Source organism: Acinetobacter sp. LF10, assembly GCF_048585715.1.
Lineage (GTDB): Bacteria > Pseudomonadota > Gammaproteobacteria > Pseudomonadales > Moraxellaceae > Acinetobacter.
Window position 1 is genome coordinate 610,391 of the sequence record NZ_CP184160.1, and the last position, 20,175, is coordinate 630,565.

A 20,175-nucleotide genomic window follows, 5' to 3' on the forward strand; every position below is an offset into this window, starting at 1 on the left:
AGCCCCTTTTTTGAGATATATGAGAGTAGAACAATGACGTTTACAACAGAACAAATGCGTTTTTGGAGTCCAGAAGTTCGTGAGCTTGAGCCATATATACCGGGTGAACAGCCTAAGATTCAGAACTTACTAAAACTCAATACTAATGAAAACCCATATCCACCATCACCTAAAGTTGTGGAGGCAGTTCAAGCAGTTTTAACTCACCAAGCTGATGCTTTACGCTTGTATCCAGATCCAGATGCGATGGCTTTAAAGCAGGCAATTGCTAAACAGCAGCATGTTGATGTTACTCAAGTCTTTGTCGGTAATGGTTCGGATGAAGTTTTAGCGCATATTTTTAAGGCTTTTTTTATTCAGAAAGAGCCAATCCTCTACCCAGATATTACCTATAGTTTTTATCCTGTTTATAGCCAGTTTTTTGCAACGAAAACCAAGCAGATTCCATTGAATGACAAGTTCGAAATTGATGTTTGTGATTATGCACAGGAAAATGGCGGTATCATCATTACCAATCCGAATGCGCCAACCAGTATTGCATTAGGATTAGCGCAGATTGAGCAAGTACTTAAAACAAATCCTGATCGAGTCGTGGTGATTGATGAAGCTTATGTCGATTTTGGTGCAGAGTCAGCGGTACAATTGGTCAATCGTTACGAAAATTTAGTTGTTTGCCAAACAACATCTAAATCACGTTCATTAGCTGGTTTACGTGTTGGATTTGCGATTGCTCAATCTCATTTGATTGCAGCACTTGAAGCTGTAAAAAATAGCTTTAATTCCTACCCAATTGATCGTTTTGCGATTGCCGCGGCGGTAGCCTCATTTGAAGATCAAGCTTATTTTGAAGCGCAATGTGCCAAAGTGATTGAGAGTCGAGAAAAATTAGTTGGTGATCTCACGGCTTTAGGTTTTGATGTATTGCCATCGAAAGCCAATTTTATTTTTGCCACACATTTAGAATATGATGCTGCTCAACTGGCTCAACAATTGCGTGAGCAGGGCGTGATTGTGCGTTATTTCAATAAGCCACGGATTAATCAATTTTTACGTATTACAATTGGTACAGATGAACAAAATCAACGTCTAGTGGATACGCTTAAAACGCAAATTTTATAATTTGTAGAAAAATTTAGTTCTCAGATTTTTGCCATGTATTGAGCAAATCAAGCATGGCAGAAATTTTATCAAAGCATTCCTGATATTCAGCTTCTGCATCAGAGGCGATGGTGATGCCTCCACCTGCCCACATCGATAATTGATCCTGATATTTTTGAATAGTACGGATTAAGATATTCCAGCAACCTGTTCCATCAAAATTAAAATAACCCAAACTTCCACAATATGCGCCACGTGGAGTACCTTCTAATTCATCAATAATTTGCATAGCGCGAATTTTCGGTGCCCCTGTAATTGAACCACCCGGAAGGGCGGACAATAACATTTGCATAGGGTTTACTTCTTTTTTTAAGGTTGCAGTGATTTCACTGACCATATGATGAACTTGGTTGAAGCTTTCAATTTCGAAAAGTTTTGTAGTTTCTACAGATCCTGTTTCAGCATAAACACTTAAATCATTCCGAAGTAAATCAACAATCATCACATTTTCAGCCTGATCTTTTTCAGAGCGGCTGAGCTGATCTTTAGATTGTTGGTCTTGCTCGGCATCATCAAAACGAGGCATTGTACCTTTAATTGGTCGTGTTTTAATTTTTCGATTTGTTTGAAACTCGACAAACAATTCTGGAGAACAGCTGAGTAGCTCAAAATCATGTATCTTGAGATAGGCAGCATAAGGTGCATGGGTGAGCGCCCATAAATCCTGTGCTCGATCTAATAATGAGCCTTCTGTTTTTGCAATAAACTCTTGAGTTAAATTAATCTGGTAGCAGTCACCAGCTTTGATATATTCCTGCACTTGATTAAATGCATGTAGGTATTGTTGCTTAGACCAGCGCGGATAGCATTTTTCTAATAATGAGAAAGGTGTTTTTTGAATATTGGTTGATTGATTGATTAGATTTATGACATTTTGATAAATACTTTCAGCTTCATTTTCATCACTATAAAAATACCAAGCATCATCCTGAAACTTTAAAAAAGTCGAATATAGACCTAAGAAAATACTGGGTTGATTTCGTGAAACCATGTTTATAAATTGATTTGCACTATAGTCATAGCTAAAAAAGCCAATATATCCACCACCAAAAGTAGTTTTCATTGAACTTTGTGAATGGGATTGAAAATTTAAAAAATCGCTAATAGGTAAGGTTGCTTGTTCATTCTTATATTTATTAAATTGAGTTTTACAAAATTTTTTGAGTTTTGACTGTTCTAATACTAAAAATTCTTGAGGCAAAAAACCAATTGTCGGAGTGTGATTGTCATATAAATAAACTAAACCAGTGAGTTCATTCAGTTGTATAAGAAGGTCAAATGCAGAGGTGAGTTGCGTGTCAAGTTTTTGCTGAAAATGAGACATATAACAAAAATACATTCATATACATTTGGAAGATATAATTGTACTACAATCATCTAAACTCTACTGATATTTATCCTGTAGATAAAAGTTGAAAAATATTTCTGAAATGTATTGTGATTCTGTCTACTGAAATTGTAAAACAAGTTGTAATTTTCATGAATTGGTTTAAGAAAGCGCAATTGTTTACATTTTGCAGTGATTTGGGCGGATGATAAAAGGTTTAAATAGGATATTTGACTATGATTTTCTAAAAATTCTGATTGAAAAACTATAGTGCTTTCCATATGTTAGAGCATATAAATTAAAGTGGTGCACGAAAAAAGTATTATGCCGTTTGTCGGGTTATTTATAAAAATCGATTAACAGTAGTTGAACATAAAATAACAAACCTGTAATTTAGTACTTGCTAAACGAACTACTCAAGGATTGGAAGTTCAAGTTGTCATTAAGAAAAAAACGACCGTGGACAGTTTAGAGTAGTGACAGTCAAAAAATAAATGCTCTTGGGAGAGTGCTCAATGAAAATGTTTACTAAACTAGCTTTAGTTTCTTCAATGGCGATTAGCGCGAATGCAATGGCAATGCAGTCAATGGATGATGCTGCACTAAGCGCTGCAACGGGTCAAGACGGTATCAATATTGGTATTGGTATTTCTAAAATTGAAATTGATAAAGTTTTAATTCACGATAACGATGGTTTGACAAATACTACATTAGGCGGTACTAGTACTGCTGGTGCAATTGTAATTCAAGGAAACGGTACAGGTCTTACTGCTACTAAAGGTGTTGTAATTACAGCTCCAATGTTGAATGCTACTACTGTTGATAATACTCGTGCTTTAGCATCACATAATCTTGCTGACCTTACAATTGATACAGATGCTGGTACTGGTACAAATGGTGCTTTCCTTAACGTTGCAGCAGCTGTTTCTGGTTTAGATATCTACATCGGTGAAATTGGTGTGTCTGGCTCTAATGCAGCAAGCACTACAGTTCGTCGTGGTAATGATACAACTAACTACAACGCAATTTTATCTGGTTTAACAATCAAAACTGGTAAAATGGATGCAAATATTCAGCTAGGTGCTGCTCCACAAGGTGCGATGATTGTATTAAATACAACTATGCAAGGTGGTTTAGAGATTAAAAACCTAGGTATTGTTGATAGTTCAACTAAACAAGGTACCGGTGATGGTACAGCTACTAACCGTGCTGCTGGTCAAATTTACCTTGAGAGCATCAAAGTTGCTGATGCTAACGCTGCAAACTTAACTGTTAATGCTGCTGTAAGTGTTGTTGGTAAAGAAGACACTAATAACGGTTACTTACGTATTATCACAGGTTCTGGTGCTACTACACCTAAAACTGATATGTACATCAAAGGTGTTCATTTAGGTAGCCAAGCAGCGGCTTCAATTGGTGATGTAGAAGTTCAAGGTTTACAAACTTACTACTTCAACGGTACTGCAAATGTTCAAGGTTCTATGATCACTATTTCTGGTCACTAATCTTGTAATAAAAAAAAGCGCACTTGTTGCGCTTTTTTTATTTGAAATAAGTATTTTTATGCTCTAAAACTTAGAATAATTTTGCTAGAGTACAATAAATTACTTAATGGCAACTAATTTTTATTAAAAAATACATTTCGTCAAAAAAAACTAAAAAAAAGCTGTTTTTTTTTATAAAAAAAGGTATCTTCAACATGCAGGGATGAGGTGTTTACGGACACTAAAATAAAATGAATAAGGCAAGTTGTGCCACTGTTAGAAAAAGAGACTTATGTTAGAGATCGCTTTAGGCTCAGCATTGATGTATTACTTTACAACGCAAGCCTTCGAAATAGAAAAAAAACCAGAGGGGACTGTATATTATACAGAGACCTTAGATTCTCGTAATCCTTCTTTTACACGTAATCATCGTGAGGCGGTCACAATTAAACCTGCTATAGAAGATCAATTTCGAGGAATTGTACGTCAGGCGTATGATTATAGTTGTGGCTCGGCAGCATTAACTACGTTGTTAAATGGCTATGGTGGTTTACGTTTGACTGAACAACAAACGATGACAGGTTTGCTTCAGTATGGTGAGTATCAGCGTATTATTGAGCGCCGTAGTTTTTCTCTGTTAGATATGAAGCGATTTGTTACTGCACTTGGGTTGAATAGTGGTGGGTATCGAGGGGAGTTTTCAGATTTAACCAGTTTAAAACAGCCTGCAATTGTTCCTATTACTTATGCTGGTTTTAAACATTTTGTTGTATATAAAGCATATAAAAATGGTCGAGTTTATGTGGCTGATCCATCATTAGGCAATATTAGTTTTGATGAAATTCGCTTTAAACAGATTTGGGATAATAATACACTTTTCATTGTAGATATTCCGGAAGAGTATCGTAAAAACTTATTAGCGTTGCAAGACTCAGATATGCGCCATGTAGAAGATGCAACTGTTAATAAATATGCTCTTGCGGAAATTCAGTTCCCGACACAAAAGTTTGAACGTATGGCCGATAAAGCATCAACAATGCGCCGAGTATTAGATGCAGACCCTACTTCCGCTACTTACAATCAACCAATTACGACTTTTATGCGCTTATATTACAAGCGGAAGTAATTTAGAAATCATTAAAATTAATGTATTAATAGGATGTAACGCAAAATGAAAAGTCCATGGATGAACATCAGTGTGTTGGCATTAAGTATGAGTGCGATTACAACAACACTTTATGCTGAAGAACAGAAATCAACGGAAGTTCAAACCGAACAAACAGCGCAAGTAGATCAAGCTACAGATGCAGTGAAAGATGACTCCAATGTAAAAGCTGGTGAAAGTCAAGCAACACAAGCAGCAAATGCATTACAAAAGCAAGAAGGTGATGCGACTAAAGAAACAAATTTACAAGAAGTATTTACATCTAACGAACGTCAATATTCATTGATAAAAAAAGGCGTTATTTCTTCTTATTATGACATTGATTACACATACTATCGAGATAGTAGACTAGATCTTGCTACAGGCGATAGTACAAGTGCTTTACAACGCTTACGTGTTGAAGAAGATGCAAACCATACACTTACAAATACATTTACGACACAATATGGTTTACTTGATAACTTGACCTTATCAGCATCTATTCCTCTCATAGCAAAAAAAGATTTATTACAGCAAAAAACAGCCGCAGGTTTAGGTGATATTTCTTTTGGAGCTCGTTGGGAACCGTTTCCTTTAAAACAAGGGCGTCTTCCGTTGGTTTTATTTGGTAATTTATCAACTAAAACTGGTGATAGTCCTTATGAAATTGGTATTGATGAGCTGTCAACTGGTAAAGGTTATTATTCTGTTGGTTTTGGTGCAAGTACTCGCAAATACATCGATCCTGTTGTGCTTTTTAGCTCAGTATCGGCGAACTATGGTCTGAAAGAATCTGGACTTAACCAATTACGCGGAAACAGAGTGTTGGAAAGTTTTGATCCAGGTTTAAGTGGTGGTTTTTCATTCGGATTTGCATATTCGTTTAACTACGACGTATCACTCACAATGTCCTATCAGCAAAGTTTTAACACTGGTGCAAAATTCTACTTCAAGAATGATGAAAGTTATAAATCGGCTGATCAAAGTAGTGCGATGCTTTCTTTTGCCTTAGGAGTTAGAGTCTCACCTGAAACAATTGTCAATGGTACAGTTGGTATTGGTTTAACGGAAGATGCTCCTGATGTATCTCTAGGATTATCTTTCCCACTCGATATTATAGGTTTTGGCAAAAAAGTTCGTTAAGGAGATGTAATGGTGAAATACCTAAAATTATGTCCTTTAACGGCAGCAATTTTTTTAGCTAGCTTATCTAATATTGCTAACGCACAATTAGGACAGGACTTATCTGTAGATTTACGTTCATTATCATTAGGAAATGCAGTTACTGCTGATCCACCAGGGATTAGTGCTGTACATTTTAATCCAGCAGCATTAGCTAAGATTGATGGGTTACAAACTGATGTGCAAGGTATTTTAGCTAACTTTGCTATTCAACGTGAGTATTCAGCTCCTGCTGGTTATAATGTTTTTGGTTATTCCGATGATCCATTGGTTTGTAATGATGGACCAGAAGTTAGAACTGGAATTTGTACAGACTTTAAAGGAACAGTTCACGGGGACGTTGAATACGCAAGTATTTATGTACCGATTCTTAAAAAAATCGTAGATTTAGGACCTAATTCTCCATTAGCCGCACCAACTGCTGCGATTGCTTATAAGCCACCGGGTTCCAAAGTAACCTATGCGACAGCTATGTACGCACCATTAGTTGCAGGTTTTGGCGCAGAAGATGGTAATCCAAGTAATTATATGGGTCAACAAGTTGCATTAGAGCGTATTACCTATTTATCCCCATCTTTTGGCTATCAAGTGAATGATCATTTATCAGTTGGTGCATCCTTTGGTATGTCTTACCAAGCGATCGCACTTAAAACGGATCTACGCTTTCCAAATGAAATGATTGGTGTATTGCGAATGGTAGATGAAGTGGTATGTACTCCATTTAAGAATAATGGGGATATTATCACCGATTTACTATTATTTGGTATTTGTAACGCCAAAGAAGGTATGAACCCGTTTAGTAAAATGGGGGCAATGGATGTATCTTTAGAGCAATCATTAAGTCCAAGTTATAATTTGGGCGTATTATGGGAGCCAACCGATGATTTTAGTTTTGGTATGGTCTATCAAAGTGAAGCTAAAATGCGATTGCGAGGTAAATATTTAATTAATAATGCGACAGCTCCACAACAACTCGTAGCTGGTTTAAATTCGTCAGCAACTGGTCAAATTCTTGCGGCAATTCTTGGCTTGCCTGGGTATGTTCCTAATGTGGAATCTGGTTTAGTTGCCATGGATTTTAAATATCCACAACATTTTAAAGCGGGTATAAAATATAAAATATTTCCCGACTTGCAAATGAATTTTGATCTCGGTTGGACCGACTTCGCTGCGTGGGATAAGTTTAAGTTTGAATTTGATCGACAAATATCATTATTAAAGGTTGCTAAACTTTTGTCTGCTGATGTGACGGATCGTTCTTTAGCTTTACCTTTAAAGTTTCAATCATCTTGGCGTTGGGGAATCGGTTTTGAGTATTCTGCAACTGATCGATTGAAGTTACGCATGGGTTATGAGCCTCGCACGAGTTCGATTCCTGACGATAAACGAAATACGATGGTACCTATTAATAATGCTCAATTATTTGGTTTAGGTGTCGGTTATCGATTTGATCAAGATACAGATTTAGATCTTTCAATTGGCTTCTTACGCAGTCGTGATGATATTCCTGCAAATACTAGTAGTCTTGCAAATAAAACAGGGGTTGATAATATTTTATTAAATCCATATGCAGGCTTAGATATTAAAACCAATACTAAGGTAACTTTGCTTGGTATCAACTATAGAACAAAATGGTAATGTTAACGACTATGATATTGAAACAATCTAAGCTTGCAATAGCTGTAATTATTACTGTTATTGCAAGTACTTCGGTTGTATATGCAGATGGTTTTTATACAATTATTGGCCCTGATGGAAGACCAATGATTATTCCTAAAAAACCAACAGAAAATGAGAATAGAACAGATAAGGTTATAAGTTCTACTCATGTTGATTCTTCGGCAGCATCAGAAAAAAATCTACCAGTTAGAAATAATGTCAATTTAAATTTACCAACAATACCAATGTCTAAGCAAGATGCTGTTAAGAATACAGCTAAAATGCAATCATCTTCAGAATCAAAATTAGCTTCTGAAGTAGTTAATCAACCAAAATCTCAAAATTTTATAAATAATTCAAAAGAAATAATTGATGCCAATACTAATAAAAAGGTAACACCAAAATTAAATGTTGCTAGTAAAAGTCTAACTACTATTGAGGCAGAATCATCTGCTTCATCTGCTTCATCTGCTTCATCTGCTTCATCTGCTTCATCTGCTTCATCTGCTTCATCTGCTTCATCTGCTTCATCTGCTTCATCTGCTTCATCTGCTTCATCTGCATTCATACAAGTAGATGGTATTGAATATGTCAATAATGAATATTTAGAAGATCAGGAATTTAATTTAGAGGGTAAAAAGCGCTTTTATAGTATGCCTGATGGTACAGGACGTATAGAGACGATAGAGCGCAAAAAAGGTGTAAGTCGATCAATTCTGGATAAAATGTTAAAAAAATCAAACCAGAGTCTAAATTCAATTACTTTATCTAATAATTATGTTCGTTTATCTGCACAAGATTTATCTCTGGCATTTGAGAATGATCGTTGTTTCTTAGAAAGTTATAGTAAAAATAAAACAATCAAGAGTTTAGTTCCTGAAAAAGAAATTGGCTTATGGCCTCGGAAACCTATAAAAGAAAAATTTGAATATGAATTGGTTAAGCTTGATCAAAATATTCAATATATGCAATTTGATTCTTATGCATCTAATACTGATAAACCAACATATTATTGGCCTTTAGTGATTTTTTTAGATAAGTCTGGTTGTATATTAGAAGGCGTGAGTGGATTTAAGAATCAGAAGATTCCAGCAACATTATTACAACATGCAGCTCTTCAAGGTGTAATTAAGATACCGCCTAAAAGTTATTATATGATGATGACTCCATTAGCATCAGCCGTGGATGTTCCAGAGCAGGAACTTTCAAATCAAGGACAGATTAAGATTGCTGCTTTACAGTAAGCATTAATAGGATGAACCCATGACAAATAACAAAATTTTCTTACCCTTTGCTTTAACGACATTAGTAGCATTATTACAAGGCTGTGGAGGCGAGAGTACAAAAATTAATGAAGATCCAAATAAAGGGGTTAGTGGCGTAACAACTAGTACGAGTTGTACGCCTACAAGTAGCGACTGTCTACCCTTTGCCATGGATTATCCTATTTCTGGTTTAAATTTTGATTGTAGTAGCGATAAGGCAAATCACTTTGCAACTAAACTTGATTCAAATGCTGTTGGGGGAGCTTGTAAATTAGGCGACACCGCAACTTTTTATATACAAGGTAAAGATGCTAGGAAAATTAACCTTGGTATTGTGAAATTAGATGATATTTCTAAGATTAATGACTTAAGGTATCCAGTACCACGCCTTCGAGTCATTGATTTAGCAAGCGCATTAACAGGAAAAATGCCAACAGCACTTGATCCAAATGATGAGACTATTCGTGTAGCGATAGCATTAATAAAAATTTTCCATAGTATTGGTCTTGAGCAAGAAGATAATGCTTTGGGGGATATTCAACCTACTCAGATTACTAACGAAAAGAAAGATCTATTATCTCAATTAACTAAAGATATTGGTGTTGCTGAACTGAGTAATGGTTCTTACGTTGATATATTAAAGCCATGGTTAAGTGTTAGTAATGTAACAGATGAACAAGCGATGGTGCTGCTTCAGCGTCTCTTAAATTTATCTAATGCAGGTGTATGGCAAACAACAATACCTTTCTTAAAGGCGGGTACAATTACACCTTCAGTTAAGACTCCAGATGGCTTTTTTGGTTGTAATCAATCAAATTATAATGATTGTGTTAATCCTGATAAAGGTAATGACCTTATACATTCGATGGGGGAAGTCTTTTTACTTACAGATCGACAAGGATATACAATAGGAACAGGCCAACAATGGCGAGGTCCTGCAAGTTTTATAGAGGGTAAACTTTATCCACCATCTGTATTAATTACTAAAGTCAAAGCTCAAAAAGTACAAATTAATCCTCAAAATACGTGGTTGAATCCTATTAATCGTGAAATAAACTCTAACCAACCGCTGCGTTTTGCTTTGACAACTAACCCATCAGAAGACTTAAAATTTAAGCAAGGTAAGTTGATTAATGGTCATACAATCCCTGGGACAGAATATATTTATAGACTGCTATTAAATGCTAAAGATACAGACTCAGTAAATACAGCACATTTGGGGAAATGGGAGCAAGCTATAGATAGTCGAGCTTATAATGGAAGTTTAGAAATTTATAAAGCAAACCCACCAAGTTACTTAGGTAAAGATGTTTTTAAAACCAGTGCAAATGTAAAAACAAATCAAAAATATATTTTCCCTTTATATGCGACTCTAATATTTGGTTTCTCTGATAATAGTATTCCTGACTCAGAAAAAATTAAATTAGGGATTGTAATTGACGAGAATGGTGATATCCGAACTGATATTCGTAAAAATTCTACATCTAGTGATATGTCCGGAGAGTGTGCAAAAATCCAATCTATTAATTCAGATGGGACGATCACTGATGAGTTTGGAGAAACTCAATATCGTATAGGCTCTACAGGAGCAACCTCTTTTACACCTACAAGTAAATCAGTATCTGTCCGAGCAATTTTATCTAATCCAAAATTTGGTGTATTAAATGGTGCTATGTTTGGATTAAATGTTGGTGTTATTTATAATGAAACGATTAAAGCTATTGGTGGCGCTAAAATTAATATTCACAATTTATTAAGTGATGCCCCACAAAAAGAAATAACATTAACTGACTTTACTGAGACAAGTAGTACAGTATATTGGTCAAACACTTATGCTTATTATCAGGGTGTGTATGTAAATCTATACGATAATTTAAAGGATACGGATAAAAATAATTATGTTAAACCAACAGACGAAGATCGTAAAATGGCTAAACGCTGGACTGGTCCAGTGACTATTCAACTAGCGGATCAAAATTTAAATGCATGTAAAGCTGTTAAAATAAAATAAGAGTTAAATAAAAAGACCGCGATAAGCGGTCTTTTTATTTAACCTGTATGATCTAAACGTGTACCTAATGTTTCTAAATGAGAAGGAAATAATCCTAGTTTACGATCTGAGAAATAATGTTTTAAAGTTTGTTCTACACTTGGAAATGCGAGTTCTGTCCATGGTATATCATGTTCTTCAAATAAACGGCATTCGAGACTTTCTTCTCCAGCTCCAAAAACACCATCTTTTAATTGTGCTTTAAATAGAACATAAATTTGCCCGATACGTGGAATATTATACATACAGTATAGTTGTTCAATATCAACTTCGGCTTCAGCTTCCTCACGTGTTTCACGTGCAGCGCCTTGCTCCATGGTTTCAAATAATTCCATGTAACCCGCAGGGAGTGTCCATAGTCCATAACGAGGTTCTATAGCACGTCGACAAAGTAAAACTTTGTCATCCCAAATGGCTAATGCTCCACAAATGACTTTCGGATTTTCATAGTGGATATTGCCACAGTGTGTACAGACAAGCCGTGTTTTATGATCGCCTAGCGGGATTTTTGCTTCAGTTTGATGTCCACACGCAACGCAAAAGCTCATAATTATCATCAACCATAGAGATAACTCAGCATAACTGAATTTTTATCACTTCGCATCATGATCTATGATTGTGATTGAAATTTCAGTTATGATGATTTGTAAGGAAAATGAGAAAAAGAGATGAGTCATATGGAAGAACCATCGTTAATACAGCTTTTACAACAACGGTTGCGTTTTTCCAAACGAATCCAACAAGCTGATGCAGCGGTTTTAATTGCAATTACACAAGAACAGCAACCTAAGGTCTTACTCACACGTCGTTCAATCCATTTATCTCAACATGCAGGTGAGGTGTCTTTTCCCGGAGGAAAGCGTGATCCAAGTGATACCAGTAATATTGTAGTTGCTTTACGTGAAGCACAAGAAGAAACAGCACTTAATCCTTTCGATGTCAAACTGTTAGGTGATTTACCGATACAACGTGCGCGTAGTGGTTTATCTGTGAAACCGATTGTAGGATTAATTCCCGCAGAAGTAGATCTAATTGCGCAACCTACAGAGATAGATCGTATTTTTTTTGCACCATTGCAGCAGCTAATTGATGCACCGCCTTTACCCTATGAAGTGCGTTTAGCTCGACAATCAATTTATTTTCCGAGTATGCAGGTTGAAAATGAGATCGTATGGGGCTTAACCGCTCGAATGTTAGTATCATTATTTCAGTATGGGCTAGGACATCAAAAAAAATGGCCTTTTTTAGTTAATCCTCCTCATTTTGGATTATCTAAATTCTAATCACGTCTTATTAAAATAGAGTAGTATTTTGTCATGATGTACACTTATCAGGGATTGAGCCCTAAAGCATTACATGAACCTTGGGATGGCTGGATTGCACCGAATGCAACGGTGATTGGTCAAGCTGAATTAGGTCGCCAAGTCAGTATTTGGTTTGGTGCGGTTGTAAGAGCTGATAACTGTAAAATTCGGATTGGTAATTTCTCGAATATTCAAGAGAATGCAGTTTTACATACTGATGCAGGTATTGAACTGAATATTGGGGATTATGTGACAGTCGGTCATCAAGCAATGTTGCATGGCTGTACAATTGGAGATAATTCTTTAATTGGTATCAATGCTGTAGTTTTAAATAATGCGGTGATTGGTAAAAATTGTATTATCGGTGCAAATGCATTGATTCCTGAGGGTAAAGTTATCCCTGATAATTCTGTGGTTATGGGGTCACCAGGAAAAGTGATCAAAACATTAGATGAGCATGGCGCTGCACGGTTACGCTTGAGTGCTTTACATTATGCGGAACATTATAAAAATTTCTTAACATTGGAAGAATTTAGCTTCGAATGATTTTAAGCTAAACTCGATTTAAATTTAGCCAAGTATAGACTTGGCTTTTTTGTATCTAGCAAAAGCCAATAACTCGCTTAGGGCGCTTGAGTGGGGTATGATACTCGACGTTTTTTATCTCTTTTAAGCTAAGGTTTTTGCATGAAGTTGCTTGCATTGGAAACTGCAAATGAGCACTGTTCTGTTTCATTGATTGATGATGTTGAAGAACTCTATTTTCAATTAGATGAGCGACCAAAAGCACAAACCCAAACGATTTTGCCTTTAACTGAGCACGCTTTACTGCAAACTCAAACTCAGTTAGCCGATTTAACCGCAATCGCGTTTAGTCGTGGGCCAGGTTCATTTAGTGGTGTGCGTATTAATGCTGCGGTTGCTCAAGCTTTGGCATGGTCACAAGATTTACCTGTTATTCCTGTATCAAGTTTGCAAGCGTTGGCGCAAGCTGCATATCGTTTAACAGGATTACAGCAGGTTACAGCTGTTTTAGATGCGCGTATGCAAGAAGTTTATATTGCTAATTTTAGTCTAGATGAAGATGGGATTATGCATGCTGTCGATGAAGAAAAATTATTAAATTTTGAACAAGCGACCGCATATCGTAAATTTACGGCGATTGGCTCAGGTTCAGAATTGATTAAGCCAAGTCAAATAGACTCGCAAGAGGCTTCCATTCTAAAAACGTCTGCAACAGAAATTCGAGCAACTGCGCAGGATATTGCAACCATTGCGCGAATTTATGCTGTACAAAAAAAATGGGTTGATGCTGAACATGCACTACCTGTGTATTTACGTGATGATGCATGGAAAAAAATTCCAGAACAAAGTAAAGCGAATTAAGGTTAATTATGGATCTTTTATTGCTATTTAAAGCAGCAATTATGGGTTTGGTGGAAGGGATTACTGAATTTCTACCGATCTCAAGTACAGGGCACTTGATTCTAGCAGGGCAGTTGCTAGATTTCTGGACGCTTGAAAAGCGAGAAATGTTTGCTGTTGCAGTACAAATTGGTGCAATTGCAGCGGTAATCTATGAATATTGGGGCAAGCTGTGGGGCGCATTAATCGGAGCACTCACAGGTCAAGAACAAGGTCGCCGTTTAAGCTTGAATTTAATTATTGCTTCTATTCCAATTGTGATTATTGGCTTGACCTTTGGCGATGTGGTAAAGGCTTATTTGTTTAATGCAGTTACGGTAGCAATTGCGCTCATTGTTGGTGGTTTCATTATTTTATGGGCTGAACGCCGTCAGCATAAAATTATAAGTCCTGAAGTCGAGGATTTGACCTTCAAGCAAGCAACGCTGATTGGTTTGATTCAATGTTTTGCTTTAATTCCAGGGACTTCACGTTCTGGTTCAACCATTATCGGCTCATTATTTTTAGGTATTTCACGTAAAGCAGCGGCTGAATTTTCATTCTTCCTTGGTATTCCTGTATTGATGGGTGCAGGCTTACTGGATATGTATAAAATGCGTCATGAATTACATAGTAATGATATGGCCATTTTAGCAGTTGGAATTATTGTTGCCTTTGTTTCAGCTTTAATTGTGATTCGTGCATTAATTCGTTATGTCTCTAAGCATGATTTCACCGCTTTTGCTTACTACCGTATAGTCTTTGGTTTATTTATTTTGGCGACATGGTGGACAGGTTGGGTGCATTGGTAATGCAGATGATCTGTTGGTATCAGACGGAGTATGCGGAGCAATTTCAAAAACTTCAAGCTCGTTTAGCGAGTTTGGATGTCGAACTAAAAGGTCAAATCGTTGAAAAAGTGAATGCACGTTTCCTTCGTCTGAATCCAGACATGGCCTTGGTTTTAGATGAGGATGGACTCAGTCTCGCTGCGAATGGGATGAAAATGCAACCGGATTGGCGTGCTGAGATTCCTCGTTTAAAGCGCGCTAGTCTGAAATCGGAAATGATTGCAAGAGCATGTCAATTAGGTGAAAAACCTAGCTTAATTGATGCAACCGCAGGCTTAGGTCATGATAGTTTATTGATGGCTTATCTCGGTGCTAATGTCCGTTTGGTTGAACGTCATCCGATCCTATTTGTGTTATTGGAATATACGAAAACTCAAGCGGAACACGATCCATTTTTGCAGTCTGTTATGCCACGGATTCAACTGATTTATGCTGATTCAACTGATTATTTAAATGGATTAAAGCAGCGAGATGAACAGATCGATGTCGTTTATTTAGATCCGATGTTCCCACAGCGAGATCAAAACCACCAAGCACAGAAGAAACAGGCGCAGGTCAAAAAGCAAATGCAATTATTGCATATGTTATTACCTGAAGATGGTGAAATGGATTTAGGTGATGAATTATTGCATCTTGCCAGTAAAATCGCTAAACGCGTTATTGTAAAACGACCCCGACATGCTGTTTATTTGGCCGATCAAGCTCCAGATCATCAATGGCTAGGTGATGCTTGTCGTTTTGATGCATATTTTCCCAAAAGTTCAACTTAACTTTTATCCAAGTGATTGTTTAGCTTAGGTGAATGCTCGGTAAAGATTTGTGATATAGTGCAAAAGCATGATTGATAAAAAATTCTTGTCGAGCTTAAATGAAGGAAAGACATTGTTCCTTTTAGGAAAAGTCATATTCATTTTATAAAAGATAGACCTATTCTCAATCTAAGCTTGAAAAGAGAAATACCCGAAGAACTTTATGATCGACCTCAAACCCTCCATTAATATCTGGCATGATTTTAAAAGTAACCAAATTGCTGGAATGTGGTTGTTCCTTGGGTCTAGACGTTCCTTACAGATTGTTCATCCATCAATTACGCAGCTCATTATTTGGGGTATTTTAGGTGGTTGTACCAACTCACTTTATAGCTGGTTGGTGGCAGGGCAAATTGGTGAGTTCAACCCTCAAGGTTTGATTGGTTATGCACTTTGGCCTTTTATTGCCTTAATTGTGGGGATTTTCCTTTCGCAACGCATGAATCAAGCCCGTTTAATGCTTGTACCCGCATTATTATGGTTAGTGCTTGATACCAATATCCTATTATTACAGTGCTTGATCCAATATTTAGGTTCAAATGGCTATCTAAATTTCATTCCCGATTCAATCTATAATGGTTTCTTACCGCCATTATTTGTTGGGCTATTTGTTTGGCAAAGTTTGGCTGTGATCTGGGTATTTTCACGGGCATTAAATTGGCCGTGGTGGGAGCGTGCTTTAGTTTTTATTGCGACTATTGCAACAATGGTGGTTTGGCAGCTTTCGGTAAAAGATCAACCGATTTGGAAAGTTGAAGAAACACCACCAAGTTTTGCTGAAGATGCTTTTTATGCGCAAAGCCATGTGTTGGACAAAGCTTTAGATCAAATCCAATATGGTGATATTGCGAAAAGCCATTGGTATTTTATGGGCGTAGCTGGGGATAGCTACGCTGATGTTTTCAAATCTGAAATTGAACGCATTAGAGAGCAATTTGATACTCGTTTTGGAACGTTTGGACGTTCCATTATGTTGATTAACAATCCTGCGACACGTTTAGATGTTCCAATTGCATCTAAAACCAGTATTGAATTAGCGTTGCGTCGGATTGGTCAGCAGATGAACCGTGATAGCGATGTATTATTTCTTTATATGACATCCCACGGTGAGCGTAATCACTTTGAAATTGAAAATGCACCATTAGAACTAGGGCAAGTCGATCCAAAATGGCTACGTGAAACGCTTGATAAATCAGGGATTCGTTGGCGAGTCATTGTTATTTCAGCGTGTTATTCGGGGAGTTTCATTCCTGCATTACAGTCGCCTGAAACTTTAATTATTACTGCTTCAGCAGCAGATAAAACCTCTTTTGGTTGTAATAATGAAGCGGATTACACTTATTTTGGTCGTGCTTTCTTTGATTTGGCGATGCGTGAACAATCCTCAATAAAAAAAGCATTTGATCAGTCTAAACAAACTGTGACACAGTGGGAAACTGCGCAAGGATTTGAACCATCTGAACCGCAATGGGCCATTGGTCGTAACATGGAATTGATGTTGCCACAACTTGAGCCGTATTTATTCCCAACACAAAATATCACAACAACAGACATTACAAAAACACAGGATAATCAACATGCAGCTACTGCAAAAAAATCGTTGTTTTGAGGGTGAACAGCGTATTTATCAATTGGAATCACAGCATCTTAAAGGTCTAACCAAAGTTGGAGTGTATTTACCTCCTGCTGCTTTAGAAGGAAAGCCTTGTTCAGCATTATTCTATCTTGCAGGTTTGACTTGTACTGAAGACACCTTTGCGATCAAAGCTCATGCACAGCGTATGGCTGCTCGACTGAGTCTGATTTTAATTAGCCCTGATACTTCTCCACGTGGAGAGGGCGTTGCACAGGGTGATCATTGGGATATTGGTCAGGGTGCAGGCTTTTATATCAATGCAATTCAACAACCTTGGGCTGAACATTACCAAATGGAGTCTTATTTGGTTGATGAACTCTACGCACATGTTTTACAAGCATTTCCAATTATCGAAAGTCAGATTGGAATTTTTGGACATTCAATGGGTGGACATGGTGCATTAACCTTGGCATTTAAATACCCAGAGCAATTTAAATCGGTTTCAGCTTTTGCTCCGATTTGCGCGCCAAGTATTTGTCCGTGGGGAGAAAAGGCATTTAGTCACTATTTAGGTGCAGATCAACAGCAATGGTTAGCGCATGATGCAACCACTTTAGTTCAGCAAAAAGGTGGAATTTTTGAGGAAATTTTAATTGATCAAGGTCTAGAAGATCAGTTTTATGCTCAATTAAACCCTGAAAAGTTTAAGCAAGCTTGCTTGGATGCAGGGCAACATTTAACTTTACGCCAGCACAAGGGCTATGATCATGGGTATTACTTTATTCAAAGTTTTATTGATGATCATTTGCAATTTCATGCGATTCAGTTAGAGAAGCATTAAAACTATTTTGTAGTCTATTTGATATGTGGGTTAAATTGTTAGATAGAGTAATGCCACGAAATGAGAAGAAAAATTGTGCAGTATACTTTTAATCATGTGGCAGTTATGCCATATAACTGTAGTTAGGTCTATTCAATGACGATCATGCGCTTACCAATCTTGCTTTTCATCTTAGCTACCACACCCGCTTGTGCAACTCAAAGAGCAGACTTCCACACACATGAAGGCGGCTTGCGAGAATCACTCGCTGTTAACATTTCATACCCAAGCCCTGCCACAGCATTAGCCGCCCTCAGAGCAAAACCTAACGTTACTACCGAAGAAAATGAGGAATGGTTTGTTCTGAATGACAAGGCTGAGAATTCGCTTTGGAGCATTACAAAACCTAGCCATTTCGCACACCCAACGGCTGTCCTACGCCACACCTATGAGAAAGATGGGCGAGTATTTATTGGTATGGACGTAAAGTGTGGGAACTCTAAGGAAAACTGCGATCGCGTTGTGCAGCAATTCATCGAGCTCAATAATAAGATTTATGACCAGTTCAATGTAAAATAGGTCTAACAAGTCGTTTAGGATGGACGCTTCAGCATACCCCCTTAACTGCGATGTTACGGCTTATTAATAAAGATATGACATCAGGAATTTTTGAAAAATTTGATAGCTTTGGGATTAAGAATGACCACTTACAGTTCCATGCCATGCAACTAGAAAAAGTTGCAGGTTAAAAAAAGAAGCTCGATTGAGCTTCTTTTTTAATGATGCTGCCATTCAACAATAAACTCTTGTTGTGCCATACGATTTAAATGATCAATAACCACCTGTTCTAGACGAGCAACATCTTCTTGCTGATTTTCAATCAATACATCTAAATGCTGTTCTTGTGGTATAAGCGTCACCGTTGCTGTCGGCATAAAAATTTTTGAGTATGCTTCTGTTTCAGCCACTTCAAATTTATGCTTCCAGTGATTGAGCAAGCGCTTACTAATTCGTTTTGCTTCATCTGTTGTAATCTGTGTTGTGCTATTCATGTCTTAAGGTCATATTCTACTTTTTTCATTGTTAAAAATAACAAAATCATCTGAGATTAAAAATAGTATTCATGCAACGTGATGTTGCAAGTTTGCAATGCTGTAATAATGACTTTGTAACAAACCTAAGTGCGATGAATTTGCTATAATCTCCAGATTATTTTCTTAGAGTTTGCCAGGTCACCCATGTCCAAGCCTTATTTAATTGCTCCTTCGATTTTATCTGCTGATTTTGCACGTTTAGGTGAAGATGTAGAAAAGGTTCTAGCTGCGGGTGCAGACGTTGTGCATTTTGATGTGATGGATAACCATTATGTACCAAACCTTACTTTTGGTGCGGGCATCTGTAAAGCATTAAAAAGCTATGGAATTAAAGCACCGATTGATGTGCATCTGATGGTTTCTCCAGTTGATCGTATGATCGGTGATTTCTTGGAAGCAGGTGCAGACATTATTACGTTCCATCCAGAAGCAACAGATCATATTGATCGTTCTTTACAACTGATTAAGGCAGGTGGTGCAAAAGCGGGTTTAGTGTTTAACCCAGCAACGCCGTTACATTATCTGGATTATGTTTTGGATAAAGTTGATCAAATCCTGTTAATGAGCGTAAACCCTGGTTTCGGTGGGCAAAAATTTATTCCAATGACCTTGGAAAAATTGCGTCAAGCGCGTCAAATTATTGATGCGAGTGGTCGTGATATTCGTTTAGAAGTTGATGGCGGTGTTGGTCCTGCAAATATCCGTGAGATTGCTGAAGCGGGTGCCGATATGTTCGTTGCAGGGTCAGCGATTTTTGGTCAACCCGACTATAAGACGGTAATTGATCAAATGCGTGCAGAGTTGGCGAAAGTTGGTGCAACAGAAGTTTAGTGTTTTCATCCTATTTTTCACATAAATTTGTGGATAACTTTGTTTATAACTGGGTGGATAACCGTGTTGATAAGCAGGTGGATAAGGTGTTGTTAAAATAAACAAAATGATTTCAGTTGTTTATATTCACAGCAAAATGATGAAAAAAAGGACAAATTTTTGTCCTTTTTTTGTGCGCTAAGCGATTTATTTTGCTTTGTTTTTGCCCATTAGTGAT

19 protein-coding genes are annotated in these 20,175 nt (G+C 37.1%); 16 read left to right on the forward strand and 3 right to left on the reverse strand.

The genetic code is table 11. From position 1 onward, the window contains the following. Window positions 1-33 precede the first annotated feature (33 nt). Window positions 34-1,119: a histidinol-phosphate transaminase gene (gene hisC / locus ACN19N_RS02930; protein WP_420001934.1), complete on the forward strand. Its 1,086-nt coding sequence runs from the start codon at window positions 34-36 to the stop codon at window positions 1,117-1,119. A gap of 13 nt (window positions 1,120-1,132) precedes the next feature. On the opposite strand, the gene pabB is transcribed toward hisC, so the two are convergent. Beyond that, window positions 1,133-2,482 (reverse strand): aminodeoxychorismate synthase component I, encoded by a 1,350-nt coding sequence (pabB, locus tag ACN19N_RS02935; RefSeq protein WP_420001935.1) that lies wholly within the window; start codon window positions 2,480-2,482, stop codon window positions 1,133-1,135. Window positions 2,483-3,000: 518 nt separating this feature from the next. On the opposite strand from pabB, the gene ACN19N_RS02940 reads away from it, so the two are divergent. The 6 genes from ACN19N_RS02940 (at window position 3,001) to ACN19N_RS02965 (ending at window position 11,230) form a co-directional block, all read left to right on the forward strand. After that, window positions 3,001-3,990, forward strand: a complete 990-nt coding sequence (locus ACN19N_RS02940; RefSeq protein WP_420001936.1) for a DUF6160 family protein — start codon at window positions 3,001-3,003, stop codon at window positions 3,988-3,990. Between the two features lie 271 nt (window positions 3,991-4,261). Further along, a complete protein-coding gene (locus ACN19N_RS02945; RefSeq protein WP_046740010.1) occupies window positions 4,262-5,095 on the forward strand; it encodes a C39 family peptidase in 834 nt (277 codons plus the stop codon). 45 nt (window positions 5,096-5,140) lie between these two features. Continuing rightward, complete coding sequence (locus ACN19N_RS02950; protein WP_269239079.1) at window positions 5,141-6,256, forward strand: hypothetical protein; 1,116 nt, start codon at window positions 5,141-5,143, stop codon at window positions 6,254-6,256. 12 nt (window positions 6,257-6,268) lie between these two features. Next, window positions 6,269-7,933: an OmpP1/FadL family transporter gene (locus ACN19N_RS02955; protein WP_171249222.1), complete on the forward strand. Its 1,665-nt coding sequence runs from the start codon at window positions 6,269-6,271 to the stop codon at window positions 7,931-7,933. Between the two features lie 11 nt (window positions 7,934-7,944). Next, window positions 7,945-9,198 (forward strand): putative pilus assembly protein FilE, encoded by a 1,254-nt coding sequence (filE, locus tag ACN19N_RS02960; protein WP_420001937.1) that lies wholly within the window; start codon window positions 7,945-7,947, stop codon window positions 9,196-9,198. A gap of 19 nt (window positions 9,199-9,217) precedes the next feature. Next, entirely contained in the window at window positions 9,218-11,230 is a 2,013-nt protein-coding gene (locus ACN19N_RS02965; RefSeq protein ID WP_420001938.1) for a hypothetical protein, read from the forward strand. A gap of 38 nt (window positions 11,231-11,268) precedes the next feature. Here the strand turns inward: ACN19N_RS02965 and ACN19N_RS02970 are convergent, their stop codons facing one another. Next, window positions 11,269-11,817: an NUDIX hydrolase gene (locus ACN19N_RS02970; protein WP_269229648.1), complete on the reverse strand. Its 549-nt coding sequence runs from the start codon at window positions 11,815-11,817 to the stop codon at window positions 11,269-11,271. Window positions 11,818-11,937: 120 nt separating this feature from the next. Between ACN19N_RS02970 and ACN19N_RS02975 the strand changes: the two genes are divergently transcribed. The 8 genes from ACN19N_RS02975 (at window position 11,938) to ACN19N_RS03010 (ending at window position 18,612) form a co-directional block, all read left to right on the forward strand. Beyond that, on the forward strand, window positions 11,938-12,552 hold the full coding sequence (locus tag ACN19N_RS02975) for a CoA pyrophosphatase (protein WP_005218190.1): 615 nt from the start codon (window positions 11,938-11,940) through the stop codon (window positions 12,550-12,552). Between the two features lie 36 nt (window positions 12,553-12,588). Next, on the forward strand, window positions 12,589-13,119 hold the full coding sequence (locus ACN19N_RS02980) for a gamma carbonic anhydrase family protein (protein WP_269230401.1): 531 nt from the start codon (window positions 12,589-12,591) through the stop codon (window positions 13,117-13,119). A gap of 141 nt (window positions 13,120-13,260) precedes the next feature. Further along, window positions 13,261-13,959 (forward strand): tRNA (adenosine(37)-N6)-threonylcarbamoyltransferase complex dimerization subunit type 1 TsaB, encoded by a 699-nt coding sequence (gene tsaB / locus ACN19N_RS02985; RefSeq protein WP_269239082.1) that lies wholly within the window; start codon window positions 13,261-13,263, stop codon window positions 13,957-13,959. 8 nt (window positions 13,960-13,967) lie between these two features. Next, window positions 13,968-14,789: an undecaprenyl-diphosphate phosphatase gene (locus tag ACN19N_RS02990; protein WP_087536804.1), complete on the forward strand. Its 822-nt coding sequence runs from the start codon at window positions 13,968-13,970 to the stop codon at window positions 14,787-14,789. Then, complete coding sequence (locus tag ACN19N_RS02995) at window positions 14,789-15,598, forward strand: class I SAM-dependent methyltransferase (RefSeq protein WP_269239083.1); 810 nt, start codon at window positions 14,789-14,791, stop codon at window positions 15,596-15,598. Before ACN19N_RS02990 ends, ACN19N_RS02995 begins: the two co-directional genes overlap by 1 nt. 202 nt (window positions 15,599-15,800) lie before the next feature. Continuing rightward, entirely contained in the window at window positions 15,801-17,246 is a 1,446-nt protein-coding gene (locus tag ACN19N_RS03000) for a C13 family peptidase (RefSeq protein ID WP_269239084.1), read from the forward strand. Beyond that, on the forward strand, window positions 17,215-18,054 hold the full coding sequence (gene fghA, locus ACN19N_RS03005) for an S-formylglutathione hydrolase (RefSeq protein ID WP_269239085.1): 840 nt from the start codon (window positions 17,215-17,217) through the stop codon (window positions 18,052-18,054). Before ACN19N_RS03000 ends, fghA begins: the two co-directional genes overlap by 32 nt. 135 nt (window positions 18,055-18,189) lie before the next feature. Beyond that, complete coding sequence (locus tag ACN19N_RS03010; protein WP_269239086.1) at window positions 18,190-18,612, forward strand: hypothetical protein; 423 nt, start codon at window positions 18,190-18,192, stop codon at window positions 18,610-18,612. Window positions 18,613-18,809: 197 nt separating this feature from the next. Here the strand turns inward: ACN19N_RS03010 and ACN19N_RS03015 are convergent, their stop codons facing one another. Then, a complete protein-coding gene (locus tag ACN19N_RS03015; protein WP_269239087.1) occupies window positions 18,810-19,085 on the reverse strand; it encodes a DUF2218 domain-containing protein in 276 nt (91 codons plus the stop codon). Between the two features lie 186 nt (window positions 19,086-19,271). On the opposite strand from ACN19N_RS03015, the gene rpe reads away from it, so the two are divergent. Then, the gene (gene rpe / locus ACN19N_RS03020; RefSeq protein ID WP_241336964.1) at window positions 19,272-19,958 is read left to right on the forward strand and encodes a ribulose-phosphate 3-epimerase; all 687 of its coding nucleotides are present in this window, start codon (window positions 19,272-19,274) and stop codon (window positions 19,956-19,958) included. Window positions 19,959-20,175: the final 217 nt, after the last annotated feature.

Bases quoted from the DNA above. Each gene is read 5' to 3' on its own strand.
- ACN19N_RS03015 (WP_269239087.1), bottom strand. From the start codon at position 19,085: ATGAATAGCACAACACAGATTACAACAGATGAAGCAAAACGAATTAGT.
- ACN19N_RS02975 (WP_005218190.1), top strand. From the start codon at position 11,938: ATGAGTCATATGGAAGAACCATCGTTAATACAGCTTTTACAACAACGG.
- ACN19N_RS02980 (WP_269230401.1), top strand. From the start codon at position 12,589: ATGTACACTTATCAGGGATTGAGCCCTAAAGCATTACATGAACCTTGG.
- pabB (WP_420001935.1), bottom strand. From the start codon at position 2,482: ATGTCTCATTTTCAGCAAAAACTTGACACGCAACTCACCTCTGCATTT.
- ACN19N_RS02945 (WP_046740010.1), top strand. From the start codon at position 4,262: ATGTTAGAGATCGCTTTAGGCTCAGCATTGATGTATTACTTTACAACG.
- ACN19N_RS02950 (WP_269239079.1), top strand. From the start codon at position 5,141: ATGAAAAGTCCATGGATGAACATCAGTGTGTTGGCATTAAGTATGAGT.
- ACN19N_RS02965 (WP_420001938.1), top strand. From the start codon at position 9,218: ATGACAAATAACAAAATTTTCTTACCCTTTGCTTTAACGACATTAGTA.
- ACN19N_RS02940 (WP_420001936.1), top strand. From the start codon at position 3,001: ATGAAAATGTTTACTAAACTAGCTTTAGTTTCTTCAATGGCGATTAGC.
- filE (WP_420001937.1), top strand. From the start codon at position 7,945: ATGATATTGAAACAATCTAAGCTTGCAATAGCTGTAATTATTACTGTT.
- fghA (WP_269239085.1), top strand. From the start codon at position 17,215: ATGCAGCTACTGCAAAAAAATCGTTGTTTTGAGGGTGAACAGCGTATT.
- ACN19N_RS03000 (WP_269239084.1), top strand. From the start codon at position 15,801: ATGATCGACCTCAAACCCTCCATTAATATCTGGCATGATTTTAAAAGT.
- rpe (WP_241336964.1), top strand. From the start codon at position 19,272: ATGTCCAAGCCTTATTTAATTGCTCCTTCGATTTTATCTGCTGATTTT.
- ACN19N_RS03010 (WP_269239086.1), top strand. From the start codon at position 18,190: ATGACGATCATGCGCTTACCAATCTTGCTTTTCATCTTAGCTACCACA.
- hisC (WP_420001934.1), top strand. From the start codon at position 34: ATGACGTTTACAACAGAACAAATGCGTTTTTGGAGTCCAGAAGTTCGT.
- ACN19N_RS02995 (WP_269239083.1), top strand. From the start codon at position 14,789: ATGCAGATGATCTGTTGGTATCAGACGGAGTATGCGGAGCAATTTCAA.
- ACN19N_RS02990 (WP_087536804.1), top strand. From the start codon at position 13,968: ATGGATCTTTTATTGCTATTTAAAGCAGCAATTATGGGTTTGGTGGAA.
- tsaB (WP_269239082.1), top strand. From the start codon at position 13,261: ATGAAGTTGCTTGCATTGGAAACTGCAAATGAGCACTGTTCTGTTTCA.
- ACN19N_RS02970 (WP_269229648.1), bottom strand. From the start codon at position 11,817: ATGAGCTTTTGCGTTGCGTGTGGACATCAAACTGAAGCAAAAATCCCG.